Source organism: Mesoterricola sediminis, assembly GCF_030295425.1.
In the GTDB taxonomy this organism is placed as follows: domain Bacteria; phylum Acidobacteriota; class Holophagae; order Holophagales; family Holophagaceae; genus Mesoterricola; species Mesoterricola sediminis.
The window spans coordinates 2,607,903-2,628,571 of record NZ_AP027081.1; the positions used below are offsets into that span (position 1 = coordinate 2,607,903).

16 protein-coding genes are annotated in these 20,669 nt (G+C 70.3%); 11 read left to right on the forward strand and 5 right to left on the reverse strand.

Annotation, left to right across the window (positions count from 1 at the left end):
* Positions 1 to 115 precede the first annotated feature (115 nt).
* The 4 genes from R2J75_RS11470 (at position 116) to R2J75_RS11485 (ending at position 7,695) form a co-directional block, all read left to right on the forward strand.
* Positions 116 to 1,021 (forward strand): glycine--tRNA ligase subunit alpha, encoded by a 906-nt coding sequence (locus tag R2J75_RS11470; protein WP_243332149.1) that lies wholly within the window; start codon positions 116 to 118, stop codon positions 1,019 to 1,021.
* Positions 1,018 to 3,072, forward strand: a complete 2,055-nt coding sequence (glyS, locus tag R2J75_RS11475) for a glycine--tRNA ligase subunit beta (RefSeq protein WP_243332147.1) — start codon at positions 1,018 to 1,020, stop codon at positions 3,070 to 3,072. The genes R2J75_RS11470 and glyS overlap by 4 nt, the downstream gene beginning before the upstream one ends.
* A gap of 47 nt (positions 3,073 to 3,119) precedes the next feature.
* On the forward strand, positions 3,120 to 6,329 hold the full coding sequence (locus R2J75_RS11480) for a S41 family peptidase (RefSeq protein WP_316410217.1): 3,210 nt from the start codon (positions 3,120 to 3,122) through the stop codon (positions 6,327 to 6,329).
* Positions 6,330 to 6,393: 64 nt separating this feature from the next.
* Positions 6,394 to 7,695: an IS701 family transposase gene (locus R2J75_RS11485; RefSeq protein WP_243332134.1), complete on the forward strand. Its 1,302-nt coding sequence runs from the start codon at positions 6,394 to 6,396 to the stop codon at positions 7,693 to 7,695.
* Positions 7,696 to 7,990: 295 nt separating this feature from the next.
* Here the strand turns inward: R2J75_RS11485 and R2J75_RS11490 are convergent, their stop codons facing one another.
* The 3 genes from R2J75_RS11490 to R2J75_RS19910 form a co-directional block, all read right to left on the reverse strand.
* Positions 7,991 to 8,335, reverse strand: coding sequence for a GxxExxY protein (locus R2J75_RS11490; protein ID WP_243346704.1), 345 nt, complete (start codon positions 8,333 to 8,335; stop codon positions 7,991 to 7,993).
* Positions 8,336 to 8,471: 136 nt separating this feature from the next.
* Positions 8,472 to 8,927, reverse strand: coding sequence for an IS5 family transposase (locus R2J75_RS19905; RefSeq protein WP_394365915.1), 456 nt, complete (start codon positions 8,925 to 8,927; stop codon positions 8,472 to 8,474).
* Positions 8,821 to 9,228, reverse strand: a complete 408-nt coding sequence (locus R2J75_RS19910; RefSeq protein ID WP_394365839.1) for an IS5 family transposase — start codon at positions 9,226 to 9,228, stop codon at positions 8,821 to 8,823. The genes R2J75_RS19905 and R2J75_RS19910 overlap by 107 nt, the downstream gene beginning before the upstream one ends.
* Before the next feature lie 574 nt (positions 9,229 to 9,802).
* Here R2J75_RS19910 and R2J75_RS11500 point away from each other — a divergent pair.
* The 4 genes from R2J75_RS11500 to R2J75_RS11515 all read left to right on the forward strand — a co-directional run bounded on the left by R2J75_RS11500 (position 9,803) and on the right by R2J75_RS11515 (position 15,100).
* Positions 9,803 to 10,678, forward strand: coding sequence for an MBL fold metallo-hydrolase (locus R2J75_RS11500; RefSeq protein ID WP_316410219.1), 876 nt, complete (start codon positions 9,803 to 9,805; stop codon positions 10,676 to 10,678).
* Positions 10,679 to 10,806: 128 nt separating this feature from the next.
* A complete protein-coding gene (locus R2J75_RS11505) occupies positions 10,807 to 12,744 on the forward strand; it encodes a hypothetical protein (RefSeq protein WP_316410221.1) in 1,938 nt (645 codons plus the stop codon).
* Complete coding sequence (locus R2J75_RS11510; protein ID WP_316410222.1) at positions 12,741 to 14,699, forward strand: transglutaminase domain-containing protein; 1,959 nt, start codon at positions 12,741 to 12,743, stop codon at positions 14,697 to 14,699. The genes R2J75_RS11505 and R2J75_RS11510 overlap by 4 nt, the downstream gene beginning before the upstream one ends.
* Before the next feature lie 68 nt (positions 14,700 to 14,767).
* On the forward strand, positions 14,768 to 15,100 hold the full coding sequence (locus tag R2J75_RS11515) for a hypothetical protein (protein ID WP_243334517.1): 333 nt from the start codon (positions 14,768 to 14,770) through the stop codon (positions 15,098 to 15,100).
* Here R2J75_RS11515 and dnaX read toward each other — a convergent pair whose 3' ends face one another.
* A complete protein-coding gene (gene dnaX / locus R2J75_RS11520) occupies positions 15,101 to 16,843 on the reverse strand; it encodes a DNA polymerase III subunit gamma/tau (RefSeq protein ID WP_243334515.1) in 1,743 nt (580 codons plus the stop codon).
* Between the two features lie 34 nt (positions 16,844 to 16,877).
* Positions 16,878 to 17,789 (reverse strand): SPL family radical SAM protein, encoded by a 912-nt coding sequence (locus R2J75_RS11525; protein ID WP_243334514.1) that lies wholly within the window; start codon positions 17,787 to 17,789, stop codon positions 16,878 to 16,880.
* A gap of 153 nt (positions 17,790 to 17,942) precedes the next feature.
* Here R2J75_RS11525 and R2J75_RS11530 point away from each other — a divergent pair, with 153 nt between their 5' ends.
* From R2J75_RS11530 to R2J75_RS11540, 3 genes are all read left to right on the forward strand, one after another.
* The gene (locus R2J75_RS11530) at positions 17,943 to 19,157 is read left to right on the forward strand and encodes a 6-phosphofructokinase (RefSeq protein WP_243334511.1); all 1,215 of its coding nucleotides are present in this window, start codon (positions 17,943 to 17,945) and stop codon (positions 19,155 to 19,157) included.
* Positions 19,158 to 19,168: 11 nt separating this feature from the next.
* Positions 19,169 to 19,810 (forward strand): nitroreductase family protein, encoded by a 642-nt coding sequence (locus R2J75_RS11535; protein ID WP_243334509.1) that lies wholly within the window; start codon positions 19,169 to 19,171, stop codon positions 19,808 to 19,810.
* 179 nt (positions 19,811 to 19,989) lie between these two features.
* On the forward strand, positions 19,990 to 20,571 hold the full coding sequence (locus tag R2J75_RS11540; protein WP_243334507.1) for a methyltransferase domain-containing protein: 582 nt from the start codon (positions 19,990 to 19,992) through the stop codon (positions 20,569 to 20,571).
* Positions 20,572 to 20,669: the final 98 nt, after the last annotated feature.

Sequence of the window (20,669 nt, forward strand, 5' to 3'; positions counted from 1 at the left end):
GCCGGAGCCGGACCGTCCGGGACGCGGTGGGCCTCCGGGGGCCGAATTCCCTCCCCCTTTCCGGGCTGACGGATCCGCCCGGCCCTGGTAAAATCTAGGTTTTCCGCGGATCCCCATGCATATTCAAGAGCTCATCCTTCGACTGCAGCGCTTCTGGGCGGACCGGGGCTGCCTGATCGGCCAGCCCTACGACCTGGAGAAGGGGGCGGGCACCATGAACCCCCTCACCTTCTTCGGCGCGGTGGGACCGAAGCCCTGGAACGTGGCCTACGTGGAGCCCTCCCGGCGCCCCGTGGACGGCCGCTACGGCGAGAACCCGTTCCGGCTCTACAAGCACCTGCAGATGCAGGTGCTCCTCAAGCCCAGCCCGGCCCGGGTGCAGGACCTCTACATCGAGAGCCTGGAGGCCCTGGGCATCGACATGCGCAAGCACGACCTGCGCTTCGAGGAGGACAACTGGGAGGCCCCGACCCTGGGCGCCTGGGGCGTGGGCTGGCAGGTGATGCTGGACGGCATGGAGATCAGCCAATTCACGTACTTCCAGCAGGTGGGCGGCATGGACTGCCGGCCGGTCTCCGCGGAGCTGACCTACGGCATCGAGCGCATCTGCATGTTCCTGGGCGGCCTGGACAACATCTACGACATCACCTGGGGCGAAGTGAAGACGGACGACGGCGTCCACCCCGTCTCGTACCGCGAGGTGCGCCAGCGGGAGGAGTTCGAGCTGAGCGCCTTCAGCTTCGAACACGCGGACCTGGACTTCCACTGGCAGAGCTTCGAGGCCCATGAGCGGGAGGCCTGGCGCCTCCTCAAGGACCTGGGCCACTACCTGAGCGCCTACGAGCAGGCCCTCAAGATGAGCCACACCTTCAACGTGCTCCACGCGCGCGGCGCCGTGTCCACCACGGAGCGCCCGGGCATCATCAAGCGGATCCGGGACCTGACGTGCGCCTGCGCCCGGGCCTACGTGGAGCGGGAGTCCGCGCCACCTGCCGAGGGCGGGAAGGAGGTGCTGGCATGAGGGACCTGCTGCTGGAAATCCACTGCGAAGAAATCCCGGCCCGGTTCCTCGAGCCCCTCTCCACGGAATTCGCCGACGCCTTCCTGGCGTGGCTCCGGGACAACCTCGCCGTCACCCCGGCCGTGGAGCGCTTCCATGCCCCCCGCAAGCTGGCCTGGCGCGTGAAGGGCATCCCCGAGCAGCAGCCCGACCAGCGCGAGGTCCAGGTGGGCCCGCCCCAGCGCATGTGCCTGGACGCCGCCGGGGCGCCGACCCAGACCGGCCTGAAATTCGCCGAGAAGTGGGGCGTGCCCTTCGACCAGGTGCTCTTCGAGCAGCCCGCGGGCAAGAAGGAGCCCGTCGCCGTCGCCACCCTGGTGCGCCCGGGCCGGCCCACCCTGGCCCTGCTGGCCGAGGTCCTGCCCCGCCTCGTGGCCGGGCTCCACGTGCCCAAGGCCATGCGCTGGGGGAACAGCACGTTCGAGTTCGTGCGCCCCATCCGCAACGTCCTGGCCCTGTTCGGGACGGACGTCGTGCCCTTCGAACTGGACGGCGTCGCCGCCGGCGCCACCACGCGGGGCCACCGCCTGTACCACATGGACCACCCCGACGCGGTCCCCGTGCCGGAGCCCTCGGCCTACGAGGCCGCCCTGGAGGCGGCCGGGGTCGTCGTGTCCTTCGAGGCGCGCCGGAGCCGCCTGGCCCAGGAGATGGACCGCCTCGCGGCCGAGTCCGGCGGCCGCGTCGTCGCCGACGAGGAGCTGCTGAGCACCCTGGCCCTCATCGTCGAGGTGCCCAGGATCATCAAGGGCGAATTCCCCGCCTCCTTCCTCGACCTGCCCAAGGAGGTGCTCGTCACCTCCCTGAAGGAGCACCAGAAGGCCTTCTGCGTGGAGGACGCCTCGGGCGCCCTCCTGCCCTGCTTCCTCACCGCCGCCAACCGCGCCGACGATCCCGCCGGCTTCCTCAAGAGCGGCAACGAGTGGGTGCTGCGGGCCCGCCTCTACGACGCCCGGTTCTTCTTCTCCGAGGACCGCAGGCAGCCCCTGGCGGACCGCATGGAGAAGCTGAAGAACCTCACCTTCCAGCGGGAGCTGGGCAGCTACTTCGACAAGACCCAGCGCATGATGGCCCTCTCGGAGGCGATCGCCGGGGCCCTGGGCCTCGACGGCACCGACGGGAGGCTCGCGGCCCAGTATGCCAAGTGCGACCTCGTCACCCTCATGGTGGGCGAGTTCCCAGAGCTGCAGGGCATCATGGGCGGCGAGTACCTCCGCCGCGAGGGCGCCCACGAGAAGGTGTGGCAGGCCGTGAAGGAGCACTACCGCCCCGACGCCAGCGACGCCCCCATCCCGGGCACGCCCCTGGGCGGGGTCGTGGCCCTGGCCGACAAGCTGGACACCGTCGCGGGCTGCTTCTCCGTGGGCATCATCCCCACCGGCTCCAAGGACCCCCTCGCCCTGCGCCGCGCGGGCCAGGGCATCGTGCGCATCCTCTTCGAGATGGGCTGGAACCTGAACCCCATGCGCGCCGCCGCCCTGGCCCTGGACGCGGTCGGGGAGCGGGCCACGAAGCCCCGGGCCGAGACCCTGGAGGCCCTCGAGGCCTTCTTCCGGGACCGGGTGGCCTACCAGATCGAGCAGGCCGGTTACCCCGCCCCCGTGCGGCGCGCGGCCCTGGCCGCGGGCTGGACGGACCTGGTCGATCTCAAGGCCCGCTGCGAGGCCCTCGCCGCCTTCGGCGACGATCCCCGCTTCGCCAGCCTGGCCCAGAGCGCCAAGCGCATCAGCAACATCCTCAAGGACGAGACCCCCTCCGACGACCTGGACGCCGCCTGCCTCCAGCAGGCCGAGGAGAAGGCGTTGGCCGAGCGGCTGCCCTGGCTGGAATCCCACCCCGGACACGCCACGCTCCTGGCCGCCCTGGCCGACCTGGCCGGGCCGCTGGAGGCCTTCTTCACCGCCGTGATGGTCAAGTGCGAGGATCCGCGACTGCGCGCCGCGCGCCTGAGCCTCCTGCACCGCCTGCGGCGGGCCTTCCTGCGGGTCGCCGACTTCAGCCAGTGGCAGTGAGGCCCTGACCAGGGCCGCCGAGCGTCATTCCTTCTCTTGGAGGCCCCATGAGGCGCCGAGCTTCCCTTCTTGTCCCGCTGCTCTTCTGCATGGGCCTGGGCGCCCAGGAGCGGCCCCTCTGGCTGAGGTACCCGGCCATCTCCCCGGACGGGAAGACCGTGGTCTTCTCGTACCAGGGGGACCTGTACCGGGTGCCGGCCGCGGGCGGCCCGGCCACCCCCCTGACGGTGGGCGGCTCGTACGCGTTCATGCCCGTGTGGAGCCATGACGGCAAGTCCATCGCCTTCGCCTCCGACCGCGCCGGCAACTTCGACGTGTACGTCATGCCCGCCGAGGGCGGACCCGCCCGGCGCCTGACTTGGAACTCGGCGCCCGACCTGCCCTACGCCTTCACCCCCGACGACAGGGAGGTGCTCTTCACCTCCCCGCGGGGCCACGCGGCCGCGGACCGCCAGTACCCGGGCCGGGTCTTCGCGGAGACCTGGCTCGTGTCCGTCGCCGACGGCGGAACCCGCCTCCTCACGGACGTGACCCTGGAGAACGCCTGCTGGTCCCCGGACGGATCCCGGGTCCTCTACCACGACGTGAAGGGCTACGAGGACCGGTACCGCAAGCACCAGACCTCCTCCATCGCCCGGGACGTGTGGAGCTTCCAGCCCGCCTCCGGCGCCTTCGCGAAGCTCACCGCCTTCGAGGGTGAGGACCGCAACCCCGTCTTCGCGGCGGACGGCGACGGGTACTGGTACCTGAGCGAGCGCAGCGGCTCCTTCAACGTGTGGCGCGGATCCGTGTCCCACCCCGACCGGGCCGAGGCGGTGACGCGCTTCACCCGCCACCCGGTGCGCTTCCTCACCGCCGCCAAGGACGGCACCCTCTGCTTCGCCTTCGACGGCGAGATCTACCTGGCCGCCCCGGGGCAGGCCCCCCGCCGCCTGGAGACCACGGTCCGCGTCGACGGCCGCGCCAACCTGGAGCGGACCCAGCCCCTGGCCGGGGCCGCCACCGAGATGGCCGTCGCCCCCGGCGGCAAGGAAGTGGCCCTCGTCGTGCGCGGCCAGATCTTCGTCACCTCCGCCGACGGCAAGGTCACCCGGCGCATCTCCAGCCTCCCGGGCCAGGAGCGCAGCGTGAGCTTCAGCCCCGACGGGCGCACCCTCCTCTACGCCGCCGAGCGCGAGGACGGCTGGAAGGTCTGCACCAAGCGCCTCGTCCGCGAGGAGGAGGACCGCTTCTACGCCTCCACGCGCCTGGAGGAGAAGGTCCTCGTGGCCGCGGCCCGGGACGCCTTCCAGCCCCTGTTCTCCCCCGACGGCGCCAAGGTGGCCTACCTGGAGGACCGCACCGAGCTGAAGGTCGTCGACGTGGCCTCCGGCCGGAAGACCACCCTCCTGCCCGCGGGCCGCAACTACAGCTATTCGGACGGCGACCAGAGCTTCCGCTGGTCCCCGGACTCCCGCTACCTCGTGTTCAGCATGAACACCGGCCTGGGCTGGCTCCGCGACATCGGCATCGTCCCCGCCGACGGCTCCGCCCCCGTGCGCAACCTGACCCACAGCGGCTTCGGCGACGAGGACGCCCGGTTCAGCCGCGACGGCTCCATGATCGCGTGGTTCAGCGGCAGGGAGGGCGTCCTCAACCTCGCCCAGAACGCCCTCTCCGGCGACATCAACGGCCTCTTCCTCACCCAGGCCGCCTGGGACCGCTTCCGCCTCACCAAGGAGGAGTTTGCCCTCCTCAAGGAGCGGGAGGACAAGGACAAGGACAAGACCAAGGACGCCAAGGCCAAGGAGGCCGCGAAGCCCGTGGCCATCGAATGGGAGGGGCTCGACGACCGCAAGGCCCGGCTCAGCACCCACACCGCCTCCATCGCCGACTGGGAGATCTCCAAGGCCGCCGACAAGCTCTTCTACCTGGCCCGGTTCGAGAAGGGCTTCGACCTCTGGACGGCCGACCTGCGCACCCATGAGACGCGCCTCCTGGCCAAGGTCGGCTCCGAGCGCGCCTCCCTCGAGCTCACCGACGACGGCAAGTCCGTGTTCGTGCTCGCCGACGGCAGGCTCCTGAAGATCGACGCCGAGTCCGGCAAGCGCGAGGACCTGCCCGTCGCCTCCGAGATGGCCATCCGCCCCGCCGCGGAACGCGCCTACATCTTCGACCACGCCTGGCGGCAGGTGGAGCGCAAGTTCTACGTGACCGACCTGCACGGGGTGGACTGGGCCTTCTACCGCGAGGCCTACCGCCGCTTCCTCCCCCACGTGGCCAACAACTACGACTTCCAGGAACTCCTCAGCGAGATGCTGGGCGAGCTGAACGCCTCCCACACCGGCGGCCGCTACAACGCGCCGCAGATGAACACGGACGCCACCCCCGCCCTGGGCCTCTTCCTGGAGCGGACCTCCGCCGGCCTGAAGGTCGCCGAGGTCCTCAAGGGCGGCCCCCTGGACAGGGCCGAGGCCAAGGTCCGCGCCGGCCACCTCCTCGTGGCCGTGGACGGCGCCCCCGTCGCGCACGTGGAGGACGTGGCCCGGCTCCTGAACCGCCGCGCAGGCCAGCCCACCCTCCTGTCCTTCAAGGACGGGGCCCGCGCCTGGGACGAGGTGGCCAAGCCCATCCCGCCCATGGTGGAGGGCGAGCTCCTCTACCGCCGGTGGGTGGAGCGCAACCGCCTGGAGACGGAGCGCCTGTCCAAGGGCCGCCTCGGCTACGTCCACGTGCGGGCCATGGATGACGGCAGCCTGCGCACGGTGTTCGACGAGATCCTCGGCCGGTGCCTGGACAAGGAGGCCGTGGTGGTGGACACCCGCTTCAACGGCGGCGGCAACATCCACGAGCAGCTCTCCGACTTCCTCAGCGGCCGCAAGTACTTCGACGTCATCCCCCGCGGCCTGCCCTACGGGCACGAACCCCTGCTCAAGTGGGTGAAGCCCTCGGTCGTCCTCGTCAGCGAGGGCTGCTACTCCGACGCGCACCTGTTCCCCGTGGCCTACCGCCTGAAGGGCCTGGGCCGCACCGTGGGCATGCCCGTGCCCGGCACCGGCACCTTCGTGTGGTGGGAGGGCCAGATCGATCCCACCCTCGTGTTCGGCATCCCCCAGGGCGGCTGGCGCACCCCGGATGGGAAGTTCTGCGAGAACAACCAGTTCGAGCCCGATGTCCGGGTGGCCCACGACCCCGCCCAGCTCGTCACCGGCCGGGACGCCCAGCTGGAGGCCGCCGTCGCCTCCCTGCTCTCCGACCTGGATACCCGGAAGCACTAGCACTACTGTGTCATAAAGCTTGACGAGCAGAACGTCCTGCCTATGTTCTAAGGTGGGGCTATCTATGAGCGAATCCATCGAAAGTCGGGCGCGGTTTGATGCATACGCTGATCAGTTAGTTAAGGCTGTTGGCCATGCCGATCGGCGGGCTCCTTTGACGTTGTATTGTCAGGGCTTGATTCTTCCGGGAGACAGAAAGAGCATCGAGCCAATGGCTGCCAGGTTGGATCCGGCCCACGTTCAGGCTCGGCACCAGTCCCTGCATCACTTGGTGGCCCAAGCGTCCTGGAGCGATGAAGCAGTTCTTCGTGTTGTCAGGTCCTATGCCCGCGAGGCCATGGAAATCCAAGGGCCTATCGAGGCGTGGATCGTTGACGACACTGCATTCCCGAAAAAAGGAACGCATTCAGTCGGAGTTGGCCACCAGTATTGCGGTCCATTCGGAAAGACGGCCAATTGCCAGAACGTGGTCAGCTTGTCCATGGCCTCTCGCTGGGCCAGCGTGCCGGTGGGTTTCCGCCTGTACCTTCCAGAAGCCTGGGCGAATGACCGGGACCGGCGTGATGGGGCTGGGGTTCCAAAGGAAGTCGTGTTCATGCCCAAGTGGCAGATAGCGTTGGCGCTGATCGATGCCCAAAGACAGGATCAGGTCCCCGACCTCCCCGTGTTGGCGGATGCTGGATATGGAGACTGCGGCGCATTTCGTGAAGCGTTATCCGAGCGCAATTTGGTCTATGCCGTAGGCATCGCGAAAACAGCTTTGGTATGGGCTAATGGAAATGCCCCTCTGCCGGCGAGAGGGCGTGGCGGAAAGGGGCGTCCAGGACAGAATCTGCGCCGCGATGATGAGCACCAGCCCGTCTCCGTTAAAGCCTTGGCGGAAAGCACGCCGAAAAAGGATTGGCAGCGGGTGGTCTGGGGAGAGGGCACTCGCGGTCTCATGGAATCTCGATTCGTGGCGCTGCGCGTTCATTCTGCGAGGAGGGGATACGAGAAAGCAGAATTGCGCCCAGAGGAGTGGCTTCTCATCGAATGGCCCGAGAAAGAGGCTGAGCCGACGAAATACTGGCTCTCCACCCTTCCCAGCAATACACCGATTGCCCAACTCGTCAGAACAACAAAGCTCCGCTGGAGAATCGAACGGGACTACCAAGAAATGAAGGACGAGCTTGGCCTAGATCATTACGAAGGTCGCGGATGGAGGGGCCTTCACCACCACCTGAGCCTATGCGCCGCCACTTATGCCTTCATCGTGGCGGAACGTAGCCGCCTTTCCCCCCCTACGATCCAATCCATCTTTGAGTTCGTCCATGCACCCCCAGGAGCCAGACCCCTTCCTAGAGGACATGGGCCCGTTCCGGCCTGAACGCCATTCGCCCTACTCAATCACGACGCTGCGCAGGCGCCTTGAGCGAATTCTGATTCGCTCTCTATCCTGTTGCCCGGCGTGCGGGAGGGGCCAATGCGCTTGATTATTGACACAGTAGTGCTAGGGTGTGTTCGTAATCTAGGATAGTAATGGCTAATACCCATCCGTGCCGGAGCATGGAGGAGCTGGAATAGTGAGTCTGTGCTGCAGTGCCTGATGGCGCCGCGCATTCGCAGCATCCTATTGGAACGCGGAGGCGCGGAGGATCTCGCTGAGGCTCGCGGAGAAAGGATCAAGCCCTTGTATGTATCACCCGCTTGATTCCACCGTCTTTGAAAGGCCACTGACGGAAATTGAGGACCGCCTTAGCCTCCACGACCACGAGGTCGTCAACCAGCAAATCCAGCCGGTAGGCCCGCTCAACCACAAGCCCCCTCCACTCGATATCCAGGAAAACCTCCCGCTTCACCTTATGGCCGGCCAGTCTCAGGGAGTGCGCCAGACAGACCTTGTAGGGATCTTCCAGGAGTCCGTGCCCCAGAGCCTTCTGGATCTCGATGGCCTCCCCGATGATGGCCTGGGTGATCTCCTTGTGCGGATGATCCTCCCCGTCGACCTCTCCCCAATGCCTTCCCATCACGCCTCCCGTTGGGACGTGTCATTGGGAGGTGGCAGGTTCCAGGAGCGCTTTCCTCCGCGACCCTCTGCGAGATCCTCCGCGCCTCCGCGTTTCATAGGATCAATGAGGATCCGGAACGCTTGTCACCCTCCGCTCATAGCCTCAGCCAGATCACGATGCAGGCCAAAGCCACCTGGGCTGAGAAACTTCGCGCCGTTTTGTCGAACCTGGCGGCCAGCGCCCTGAACTGTTTGAGCTTGGCGAACCCATGCTCGATGGCATGGCGGGCCTTGTATAGGTGTGAGTCCCAGGCCGCCGGATTCTTGCGCCGGGGATGAGGTGGGATGACGGCTGTCGCACCCATGGCCTCGATCGCCTTCCTTACCGGGTTCCCATCGTAGGCCCGATCTCCGAACACGTACTCTGCCTGCCAACCGCACAGCAATCCTTCAGCAGACCGGCTTTCATGGGCTTGCCCCGGAGTGACCAGGAAATCCAAAGGATTACCGTGGGCATCGCAGATCAAATGGATCTTGGTCGAGCATCCACCCCGAGATCGTCCGAGCGCCTGGTTCCAGAGCCCCCCCCCTTTTGCCTGCTGAATGTTGATGAGCGCGAATGATGGTGCCATCCAGCATGACCCACTCCAGGTCGGCTTCCTTGCGCAGGAACTCCAGGATCCTTTGCCACACGCCGCGCTTGGTCCAGGCCTCAAATCGCGTGTACACGCTTGTCCAAGGTCCAAATTCCTCCGGCAGGTCCCTCCACGGCGCCCCAGTCCTGTGCCTCCACAGGATCGCCTCCACCATGGGACGGTTGGGGTGACGGGATCGCCCCATCCCTCCACGCTCTGGCGGAAGGAGCGGTTCAAGCTTTGCCCACATGGCATCGGTCAGGAAACTTCTCGGCATCGTTACCCCAGGAAAATTCGTGGTGTACGAGCCTTTACGTATGAGTACAAGTCAACTATTTATCTAATCTATAGATTCCGAACACAGCCTAGTCCTACCGGGTCGCCCGGTCACGCCTCGCTTGGGATCCTAGCTGGGATCTCAGGACCGTTTTCCCCATCCCATTCATCCTGGCAATCCAATGCATCCCTGTTCTCGCAGGGCTGAAGCCGCAATGGGTCGCTGCATGCAGGTCATGGACGCGCCGACCCCATGCTTCGCTGGCCCTGCGGCAACAGGGATGCATCGAATTTCCAGGATGAATGGGATCCCGCCGCAGCATGGGCCTCAGGACCGTTTTCCCCATCCCATTCATCCTGGCAATCCAATGCATCCCTGTTCTCGCAGGGCTGAAGCCGCGATGGGCCGCTGCATGCAGGTCATGGACGCGCCGACCCCATGCTCCGCTGGCCCTGCGGCAACGGGGATGCATCGGATGGCTCTTGCTCGGACGCCTCGTCCGCTTATTTTCAACCAGCCAACCTCCGTGGGGTCGGGACTGGACACCGGCGCCGTCCATGCCAAGATGCGGGCCATGGCCCAGCGATCCCGCGCATACCCCGACAATGTCCCCGGCCCCCTGTTCGTGGACGCCTCCTGCATCGACTGCGGCACGTGCTACGGCATGGCCCCCGCCCTGTTCCGGGAGGCCGGGGACCACAGCGCCGTGCACCGGCAGCCCGGGGACGCCGCGGAGCGGCACCGGGCCCTCATGGCCCTCCTGGCCTGCCCCACGGGCTCCATCGGCACGGACGACAAGGCCGGGATCGAGGCGGCCGCCGCCGCCTTCCCCGAGCCGCTGGGGGACGGCGTCTTCTTCTGCGGGTACACCTCCAGCCGGAGCTACGGGGCCTGGAGCTACTTCGTGCCGCGGGAGGACGGCAACCTGCTCGTGGACAGCCCCCGGGCCTTCCCGGGCCTCCTGGACCGGCTCGAGGCCCAGGGGGGCGTCGCCCTCCTCGTGCTCTCCCACAAGGACGACGTGGCGGACCACGCGCGCCTGCGGGCGCGCTTCGGCTGCGCCCGCGTCCTCCACGAGGCCGACCTGGAACCGGACACCGCCGGCGTGGAGCTCCCCCAGCGCGGCCTGGAGCCGCGCGCCCTGGGCCCCGATCTCCTCTACATCCCCACCCCCGGCCACACCGCCGGCAGCGCCTGCCTCCTGCTCCGGGAGGAGGTGCTCTTCACCGGGGATACCCTGTGGTGGAGCCCCGCCAGGGGCAGGCTCGACGCCAGCCGCGAGCACTGCTGGCACGACTGGGCCACCCAGATGGCGAGCCTGGAGCGGCTCCGGACCTTCCGGTTCCGCCGGATCCTCCCGGGCCACGGGCGGGCCTGGGCCGCGGACACCCCCGGGGCCATGCGCCGGGAACTCGACCGGGCCCTGGCGGCGCTGGCCGGCCCATCCTGAGGCGGCTCCCGCCCTTCGGGCTTGATCCCGACCGCCGGATCCGGCAGGGTGGAACCATCCACCTGTCGAAACGCTGTCCTCCCCCGGATCCGGGCGGAAGGACCTTGCCGCCCGGAGCCTGATCCGCCGTGCCCCTCTCCTGCCGTCTCCGTCCCGCGATCCTCTGTTGCCTGGCGGCCCTGCCCGCGATTGCCGATTGGCCGCCGATCCCGCCGGAGGTCTGGGCCCTGAAGGCGCGGGACCTGAAGGGCAGCACGGGGGCCCTCGTGCTCCTGGACCACCTGCGGGTGGACAACCGCTTCGACACGCACCATCTGCGCATCCGCATCTGCTCGGAGCGCGGCAAGGACGCGGTGTGGCTGCCGCCCTTCCCCGCATCCCTGCAGACCCTGGAAGGGCGGGTGGTCTACCCGGATGGACGCGAGCTGCCCCTCAACGGCCCCCAGGACCTGATCCGCCAGACCCGGATCCGGTTCAGGACCTGGGAGGAGAAGGAGCACGTGCTCATTCCCCCGGGGCTGACCGAGGATTGCCTGGTGGACCTCCGCTGGCAGGACTTGTCGAGCCACCGGGAAGGCCGCCTGGACATCAAGCGCCCCCGCCTCTGGACCTTCTCCGGCCCCCACCCGGTGGCCGAAGTCCGCCTGGAGATCGTCCGCCCCGCCTCCTTCACATGGACCTTCACCCCCGATCGCACGGTGGTGGAATCCCGGACCGACCTCCCCGGGTTCACGGTGATCACCCTGAAGGACCTGCCCCCGGAGCCCCCCGCGCCCTATTCAGTGGCCGGCGCCCGCGAGCGGCCCCAGCTGAAGGTCTATCCCGTCCTGCTCCCGCCGTCCCCGTCGGGCCGGAGCCTCTGGGACCGCCTGGCCGTGACCTACCTCCAACCCGCGTTCAAGCGGCCCAGAACCGGCGCCCGCTTCGACGCCTTCGCCCAGGAGGCCTGCCGCGACCTGCCGCCCGGCCCCCAGGATCGCGCGGTCGAACTGGCCCTGCGGATGCGCGAGCGGCTGCGCAATTTCCAGGCCGCCGGCCTGGGTGATGCCGGCGACGCCACCCTCCAGGAGCTGGTCGGCGACGTGCCGGCCCACGACCTGGAGCGGGCCCTGGAACGGGGCGGCACCTCGAGCCAGGGCACCCTGCTCTGCTTCCTGGAACTGGCCCGGCGGGCCGGGCTCCAGCCCCACCTGGTCTTCGGGTCGGACCGGGACACGCGGATCTTCCAGGAGTCGGAGCCGGACCTCTCCCAGATCGAGCGGGTCCTGGTGCGGGTCCAGGAGGCCGGCAAGCCGGATCTGTTCATCGATCCGGCCCAGCCCCACCTGCATCCCACCCTGATCGATCCGGCGGTCCAGGGCAGCCGGGTCCTGGAGGCGGATCCCGAGACCTGGACGGTGGGGACCCTCACCCTCCCCTTCCAGGAGGCGGGCCGGAACTGGCGGGAGGACGCCTATGTCGTGGACCTGGGGGCCGGAGAGGCGCGGTTCACCCTGGTCTCGACGTTCGGAGGCCTCGCGGCCTACGCGGCCGCGGCGCCCTTCCGGCACCTGGAGCCCCGGGAACAGGGGCGGGAGCTCGGCGCCTCCCTGGAAGCCGAGGTCCCGGACCTCGTGGTGGACCGCGCGGAGGTCCAGCACGGGGCCGACGTGCGCCAGACCTTGGGGCTGAGGGTCGAAGGGCGGATCGATGCCCCCGCGGGGCGGGTCTGGCGCCTCGACCCCTTCCCGGCCAGCCAACCCGCCCTGGCCATCCCCCAGGCCTGGCCCCGGACCCGGGAGGACCTCATCGTCCTGCCCTTCGCCCAGGTGCAGCGGGCCCGCTGCCGGCTGACCCTCCCGGAGGGCACCACGTGCCCCGACCTGCCCCGCATCCAGCGGACCAACGCCTGGGGTTCCGTGACCCTGGGAGCGGCCCTGTCCGGCCGGGACCTCACGGTGGACCTGGAGGTCCGGGCGGAGCGCAGCGCGGGGGGCGCCGAGCTGTACACCGCCTTCCAGGCCTACCTGGCCTGGGTCCAGGAGGCCTTCGAGACCCCCCTCGTCCTCGTCCGGAGCGCGCCATGAGCTGGCTGAAACCCCTGGCCCCCTTCCTGGCGACCGCCCTGCTCGGCGCCCCCGCCCTGGACCAGCTCCCGGCCTGGGCCCAGGGGCCGGCCGCCTGCACCGAGGCCCCGCCGGCGGACGCCGACGCCTGGGTGCTTCTGGACCGGACCGAGTTCACCTACCGGGGCGGCGGGGAGATCCGCCTGCGCGCGTTCCGCCTGGTGAAGATCCTCACCGAGCAGGGCCTGGAAGCGCGCGCCTTCGAGCGGGACGGCCTGGGCGGCGCCGCCTCCAGGATCGAGAAGCTGAAGGGCTGGAACCTGCGGCCCGACGGGACCCTCGTGACCCTCGACAAGGCCTGGGTGGCCACCGTTTCCGCCTCGGGGAACGGGGAGCTGACCCGCGACCAAAGGACGGTCGCCCTCCTGGATCGCGTCGTGAAGGGGAGCCTCGTGGCCTTCGAAAGCCAGGAGGTCCTGCGGCCGCCGCTGGGCCCTCTGGTCGTGACCCCGGTCATGGGCCCCCACCCGGTGCGCACGTGGGAGCTGGCCTGGGTCAAGTCGGCCAACGGGTTCCCGTCCCTGGGCGCGGAACCCATCCCCCCGCGCATGGCGACCTGGAACCTCCCGCCGGGGTTCCCCCCGCCGGCGCCGGATGCCACCCAGATCCGCCTGGAGGGGGTTCCCGCGGCCCCGCGCCGGGTGCGGGGCGCACCGCACCCCCAGGACACGCTTCCCTGGGTGCTGGTGAGGTTCCAGGACCCCGCCCTGCCCGGCAGCATGGATGGCTCCACCTGGGACAGCATCGCCCGGGGGACGCACACGCGCTTCGAACTGCCCCGGGCCCCCTTCGCCCCTGTCCCGGAGGCCCGGGGGCTGGACGCGCTCCGGGCGGCCCTCCGATGGATCCAGACGTCCATCCGGTACCGCATCGTCTACCTCAGCCCCGAGCGCGGCTGGCAGCCCGCGACGCCGGCCTCGGTCCTCCGGAACCGGTACGGCGACTGCAAGGACCAGGCCGCCTTCCTGCTCAATGCGGCCCGGGAGGCGGGCTTCCACGCCGTCCCGGCCCTCGCCCGCATCCACGAGGGCCATGCGGAACCGGTCCAGCCCCCCTCCCCGTACGCCTTCAACCACGTGATCACCGCCATCCGCCTGGAAACGCCCTCGGGGCTTCCGGCGGAGGTGACGACGCCCAAGGGCCGCTACCTGCTGGTGGACCCCACCGACGCCTTCAGCCCCCTGGGCAGGCTGGCGACGGCCCACCGCGGCCGGCAGGTGCTCATCTGCGAGCCCGAGGGGGGCCTCTGGGTCCCCGTGCCCCCGGACGCCACCTCGCGACCGGCCGTCACCGTCGCCCTGGACGGCCAGATCACCGAAGGCCTGGCCTTCGAAGGCACCCTCACCCTGCGGGAGCAGGAGGACGCCCTGGGCCTGCGATCCGCGGCCCTGGAAGGCCCGGGCCCGGTGGAGGCGTGGGTGGGCGGACACCTCAACCTGCCCCCGGGGTCCACCTGGCAGCCGGTGTCCGTGGACGATCCCATGGCCGGGAACGGAACCGTGAACCTGGTCCTCCGCCTGAAGGCCCCCGGTGCGCTCCGGAAGGCGGGCGGCGCCTGGTCCCTCGCGGGGCTCGGGCTCCCCCGCGCGCCGTGGCCCATCCAGAAGCTGGGCCGGCCCCGGCTCAGCGCCGTGGAGACCGGGGCCTGGATCGGCTGGTCCTGGAAGGCCCATCTGAAGATGGGGGGGGTGCTGGCGCCAACCGGCCCAGCAGCCTCGCTGGAAACCCCCTTCCGGAAGGCCACCTTCCAGGCGGCCCGGGCCGAGGATGGCTGGTCGTTGGCCTTCACCCAGACCTGCGAGCCCCGCCGCTACGACCTGGCCCACGCCGAGGAGGGCGTCCGGGCGCAGCGCGAGGACCGCGCCCGGTTCAGCCAATTCCTGGAGGAGGCCCTCACCTTCGCCGTGCAGCTCTGAGTCCGGGCGACCGATCCTTGCTTTCCCCCAAAAGATGGCGCATCGTTGGAAAAAACAGAAAGGCCCCCATGCGCATCCCGTCCCTCCTCCTCCCGGCAGTGCTCGCAGGTCTCCTCGCCCCGGCGGCCCTGGCCGGGACCTCCGGCGAGGAGGCGCCGGTCCGGGAAACCGCCATCGTGGAGCAGGTGTTCAAGACGACGGCGGACGGCTTCAGCTGCATCTACTACGTGATCACGTGGCGCGGCCAGAAGACGGTCGTGGACGATCCGCTCTGCTCCACGGACCGCAAGGTCGGCGACACCCTGGACGTGCTGGTGATGAAGCACGATATGTCCGACGAGAAGCGGAGCCTGAAGCTCCTCCACCTGACGGTCCTGCCGCCACGCCCGGCCAAGCGCTGATCAGCCCTCGGTCCGGATCTCCACGATCTCCCCGCCCGTCTCCTGGAGGAGGCGCTGGAAGACGGGGTCGGCCCGGAGCAGGTCCTCGGGACGCTCGCGGCCGCCGGCGTCGAAGGTGACGGTCATGCCCGCGAGGCCGGGCAGGAGGGGGCGCAGGGCCTCCAGGAGGTGGGGGTTGGCCAGCTCCCGCTCCAGGTCCTGGACGGTGTTGCGCACATTGGGCGGGAAGTGCCAGTGGAGCACCCGGTCCTGGAAGACGAGGGCCGTGGCCATGTGGGCCAGGGCGCCCAGGGTCCGGGGCAGGCCGCCCGGGGCCTGGCGGAGGGTTTCTCCCACCGCCTGGCGCAACTGCTCCAGGTTCCGGGGATCCGGAGGCGGCACGGCCGGAGCGGGGGCAGCCGGAGGCGGCGCGGCAGGAGCGGGGACAGCCGGAGGCGGCGCGGTCGGCGAGGGCGCGGCCGGAGGGGGGGCGGTGGACACGCGGGGCGCGGGGGCGGGCACGGCAGGCGCCGCGGCCGGGGTGGGCCGCTCCGCCTGCCTCGCGTCAAAAGGGCGGCCCGGACCCTCCGGGGTCCGGGTGGGCGGCGGCGCGGACCGGGGCGCCGCCATGGGCGCGCCGACGGCCTGGGTCCGGGCAGGGCCGGCGGGGGCGGCGCCGGGACCGGCCTTGAGCAGGGCGTCCAGGGGGGCCAGATGGGGCAGCTGGGCCGCCGTCAGGAGGGCCAGCTCCACCACCACGTCGGGGAGGCTGGTGTCCCGCAGGTCCCGCTCCCGGGAGATCAGGAGCTGGAGCATGCGCGCCCAGCGGAGCACGTCCTGGGGCCCGGAGCCCTGGCGCACCTCGGCCTCCATGCGGTCGCGGAAGGCCAGCATCAGCTCGCGCCAGAAGCTGACCCAGTCGCTGCCCAGGTCGGCGAGGGCGCGGCAGTGGTCCAGGATGGCGCCGCAGTCGCCGGCCAGGAGGGCCTCCAGGACGCCCTGGACGCGGACGGCGGGCACGATGCCCAGCTGGTCCCGCACCATGTCCTCGCCCACGTGGCCGTCCCCGGCGGAGACGACCCGGTCCAGGGTCGTGAGGGCGTCGCGCATGGAGCCCTGCCCCGCCTCGGCCAGGAGCCGGAGGGCGCCCTCGTCCCAGGTCACCCCCTCCTGCTCGCAGACCCAGCGGAGCCGGGCCTCGACCATGCCGGGCGGGATGAGGCGGAAGGGGAAGATCTGCACCCGGCTCTTGATGGTGTCGGGCACGTCCTGGAGCTCGGTGGTGGCGAGCACGAAGACCGCGTGGGGAGGCGGCTCCTCCAGGATCTTCAGCAGCGCGTCGAAGGCGCTGCGGCTCATCATGTGGACCTCGTCGATGATGTAGACGCGGTAGCGGCAGAAGGCCGGCCGGGTCTGCACCTGCTCGCGCAGGGCCCGGGCGTCCTCGACGCTGGACCGGCTCGCGGCGTCGATCTCGACGATGTCCAGGTTCTGGTCCGGGGCCTCCGAGGCCTGGCAGGCCTGGCAGACGCCGCAGGGCTCCGCGGTGGGGCCCTGCTCGCAGTTGAGGGCGCGGGCCAGGATGCGGGCGGTGGAGGTCTTGCCGGTGCCGCGCACCCCGGCGAAAAGGAAGGCCTGGTGGTGGATGGCGCCGCCCGCGGCCTTCGCCCGTTTCAGGGCGTTGGACAGGGCACGGACGCTGGCTTCCTGCCCCACCAGGTCGGACAGCACGCGGGGACGGTACTTGAGGGCGAGGGTTATCATGGAATGGCCATTCTCCCATGATCCGGGGCGGGTTTCACATGGCCTCGAAAAGGCTGGGCTGGAGAACGCGGGGAGGCGCCGGGGCCGGCGCCGGGACCCGGTCCCGGGGGGTCCGGGTCCGGGGGAAGGTGGCCTCCAGCACCCGGGCCACCCCGTCGGCGTAGTCGGGGTCGAGGATGTGGAGCCAGCCGTGGCGGGCCAGGAGGTCGTAGAAGGGGTCGTCCTTGAGGAGCCGGAGCCCCCCCACCCAGGCGCTGGCGGCCCCGGAGGCCTTGGCCCGGCGCGCGAAGGCCTCGGGGTCGTGGACGGGCATGAGGGGGCATACGGCCAGCTTCACCCGGACACCGGCGGCCGCGAGCCGTTCCATGGCCGCCCACCGGGAGGGGATGGGGGGGGCCTTGGGCTCGACCACCTGGCGCACGGTGTCGTCGTCCGTGGGGATGGAGAACCCCACCGAGACGCGGTCCTTGAAGGCCCTGAGGAGCTCCGTGTCCTGGAGCACCAGGGGGCTCCGGGTGTGGACGAGCACCCGGGTGGTGGGACACATGAGGAGCACCTCCAGGCAGGCCCGGGTGAGGCGGTACTCCCGCTCCAGGGGCTGGTAGGGGTCCGTGGCGGAGGCCAGGAAGACGGTCTGGCCGTGCAGCCGGTGGCGCTGGGACCACAGGAGCTCCGGAGCGTTCAGCTTCGGCACGGACCAGGTGCCCCAGGCCTCCCGCTTCACCGGGACGCTCCGGTCCCCGGGCAGGGCCTGGGGGTAGTCCCGCACGTAGCAGTACCGGCAGCCGTGCTCGCAGCCCCGGTAGGGGCTGAGGGCGAACCCGAAGCCGTAGCGCTCGTCCTTCTGGGGCCTCAGGATGCTCCGGGCCTCCTCGGGCTCGACCTGGAGATCCCGGAACAGCGCAGGCGTCGTCGTCGGTGCGAACGGTAGGAGCGGGGGCGTCATGCCTCCATCATTCGCCTTTTTTTCGCACAGTCAAGGTGCATTCCATCACGACCCGCCCGCCCCGCGTTGAAGGCCCGCGGCGCCGAGGCCTACACTGCCTTCATCCCGAAATTCGCCATGCCCCGGGCCCCCGGGCCCCTCTGGAGGAAAGCCATGCGTCAACTCAAAGGCAAGGCGGTCGTCGCCCAGGGTGGCGGGCCAACGGCCGTGATCAACCAGAGCCTCGTCGGCCTCGTCATGGAAGCGCGCAAGTGGCGCTACATCACCAACGTCTACGGGGCCCGGTTCGGCGTCCAGGGCATCGTGAACGAGGACTTCCTGGACCTGAGCCAGACCACGACGCACAACCTGGAGATGGTGGCCTCCAGCCCCTCCTCGGCCCTGGGTTCGACGCGCGTTAAGCCCGACAAGGCCTACTGCGCGCGGATGGTGGAGGTGTTCAAGCGCCACGGCGTCCGCTACTTCTTCTACATCGGCGGCAACGACAGCGCCGAGACCTGCCACATCGTGGCGGAGTACGCCCGCGAGGTCGACTACGAGCTGCGGGTCATCCACATCCCCAAGACCATCGACAACGACCTCGCGGTGACGGACCACTGCCCAGGCTTCGGCTCCGCGGCGCGCTTCGTGACGTCCGCCTTCGCGTGCCTGGACATGGACAACTTCGCCATCCCCGGCGTCTTCATCGGCGTGGTGATGGGGCGTCACGCGGGCTGGCTGACGGCGAGCTCCGTGATGGCCCGCCGCGATCCCAAGGACGGCCCCCACCTCATCTACGTGCCCGAGCGGGTCTTCGACACGGAGCGGTTCCTGGGCGACGTGGAGCGCGTGTTCACCGCCAACGGCCGCTGCGTCATCGCCCTCTCGGAGGGGATCGTCGGCGCCGACGGCAAGCCGGTGCTCACCCACCTCCAGGGCGAGACGGAGATGGATCCCTTCGGCAACCTCCAGCTCTCGGGCCGCGGCACCCTCGGCGACGCCCTCTCCGACGCGATCAAGCAGCGGCTGGGCATCAAGCGCGTCCGCTGCGACACCTTCGGCTACCTGCAGCGCTCCTTCCTGGGCGTGATCTCGGACTCGGACTCCAGCGAGGCGCGGGACGTGGGCGAGACCGCCGTCCACTTCGCCTTCAACCGCCAGATGGACGGGTCCGTGGCCATCCGCAGGACCGGCGACTACTCCGTGGACTACTTCCTGACCCCGCTGTCGACGGTGGCGGCCCGCACGAAGCTCCTGCCCCCGGTGTACCTCAAGGGCGACCACGACATCGACGAGTCCTTCCGGGACTACGCGCGGCCCCTCATCGGCACCATCCCGCACTTCGACCGCATCATCGCGCCCAGGGTCGAGCCCCTGGGCCCGGCCTGAAGGGAGCCACCATGCGCCCCGTGCTCGCCCTCCTCTGCGGCGCCGCCCTCCTGGGCGCCCAGGACCCCATCCAGCTGCCCGCCCCCGCGCCCCGGGGCACCCTGGCCGAGGCCCTGAAGGCCCGGGCCACGGTCCGCGCCCTGGCCGGCCCCGCGCCGACCCTGGCGGAGACCGCCCAGCTCCTGTGGGCCGCCCAGGGGGAAAACCGCCCCGGCAAGCGCACGGTGCCCTCGGCGAAGGCCCGCTATCCCCTGGATCTCTACCTGGTGACGGCCGGAACCCCGGGCCTGCCCGCCGGCGTCTACCGCTACCTCCCGGCCGGCCACGCCCTGGTCCGGGTGGCCGGCGGGGGCCCCGCCGAGGTGCTCGGCGGCCTCAAGGCCATGCAGCCCTGGATCGCGGCGGCCCCGGCCGTGGCGGTGGTCGCCGCCACCCCCCGCCGCATCGACGGCGCCGGCCAGGAGGACGCTGTCCGGTTGGCCGCATATGAGGCCGGCGCCGCGGCCCAGGCCCTGCTGCTGCAGGCGGCGGCCCTGGAGCTGGGCGCGGGGACCGCGGTCGGCGTGGACCTGGCCGCCGTGGGCCAGGCGCTCAAGCTCCCCGAAGGCGCCCGGGCCGTGGCCCTGCTGCCGATCGGCCACCGGGCCCGCTGACCCGCAGGGCCCCTTCAGGTCCAGCCCGTTCCCTTCCGGATCGGCCAGATGGATGGCCGGCCCCCGGCCATCGGCCATCGGCGCCGGCCTGAAAAGGGGCGCGCGTTTCTCGGCGGGACCAGCTACCTTGGGGCGGGAGCCCGCCCTTGGACCTCACGCCCGATTCGCCTGGATTCTGGTTGGACCGCTATGCCCGGGAAGACCGGCCGGGCTGGGACATGGACGGTCCGACGCCGGTCCTGCCCGAACTCCTGGACCGGGTTGCCGCGGCGGGGTTGGCGCTGGGGCCCACGGTGGCGGTGCCCGGCTGCGGCTTCGGCCACGATGCCGCCGCCCTGGCTGCGGGGGGGTTCCAGGTGACGGGGCTGGATTTCGCCGCCCCCGCCCTGGCCCGGGCCCAGGCGCGGTATGGCGACGCGGTGGCGTGGCGGCAGGAGGACTGGTTCGGGGGTGGAGCGGCCTTCGACGCCATTTTCGACCACACCTGCTTCTCGGCCATGGCCCCGGAGCGTCGGGCCGCCTATATGGCGGCCTGCGCCCGGCGGCTCCGGCCCGGGGGTTTGTGGCTGGTCGTGTTCTTCACCCAGGTACGGGATCCGCAAGGGCCGCCCTTCGCCCAGGATCCGGCCGGATTCAGGACGCTGGTGGAGGGGGTCTTCGACGTGGCGTTCCTGGGCCCGGCCGAGCGAAGCCACCCTCGCCGGGCCGGCCGGGAAGCGATCGCCGTGCTCCGGCTCAAGGACCAGCCCGCGCCCGTCTGAGGCCCCCGGCGCAGGCTCCGTCCGCCAGGTCCGGGGATGGACCGCCACCCACGGCCCCGCGCCGGGGTCCGAAGGCCCCGGCGCGGATACCGGCCGTC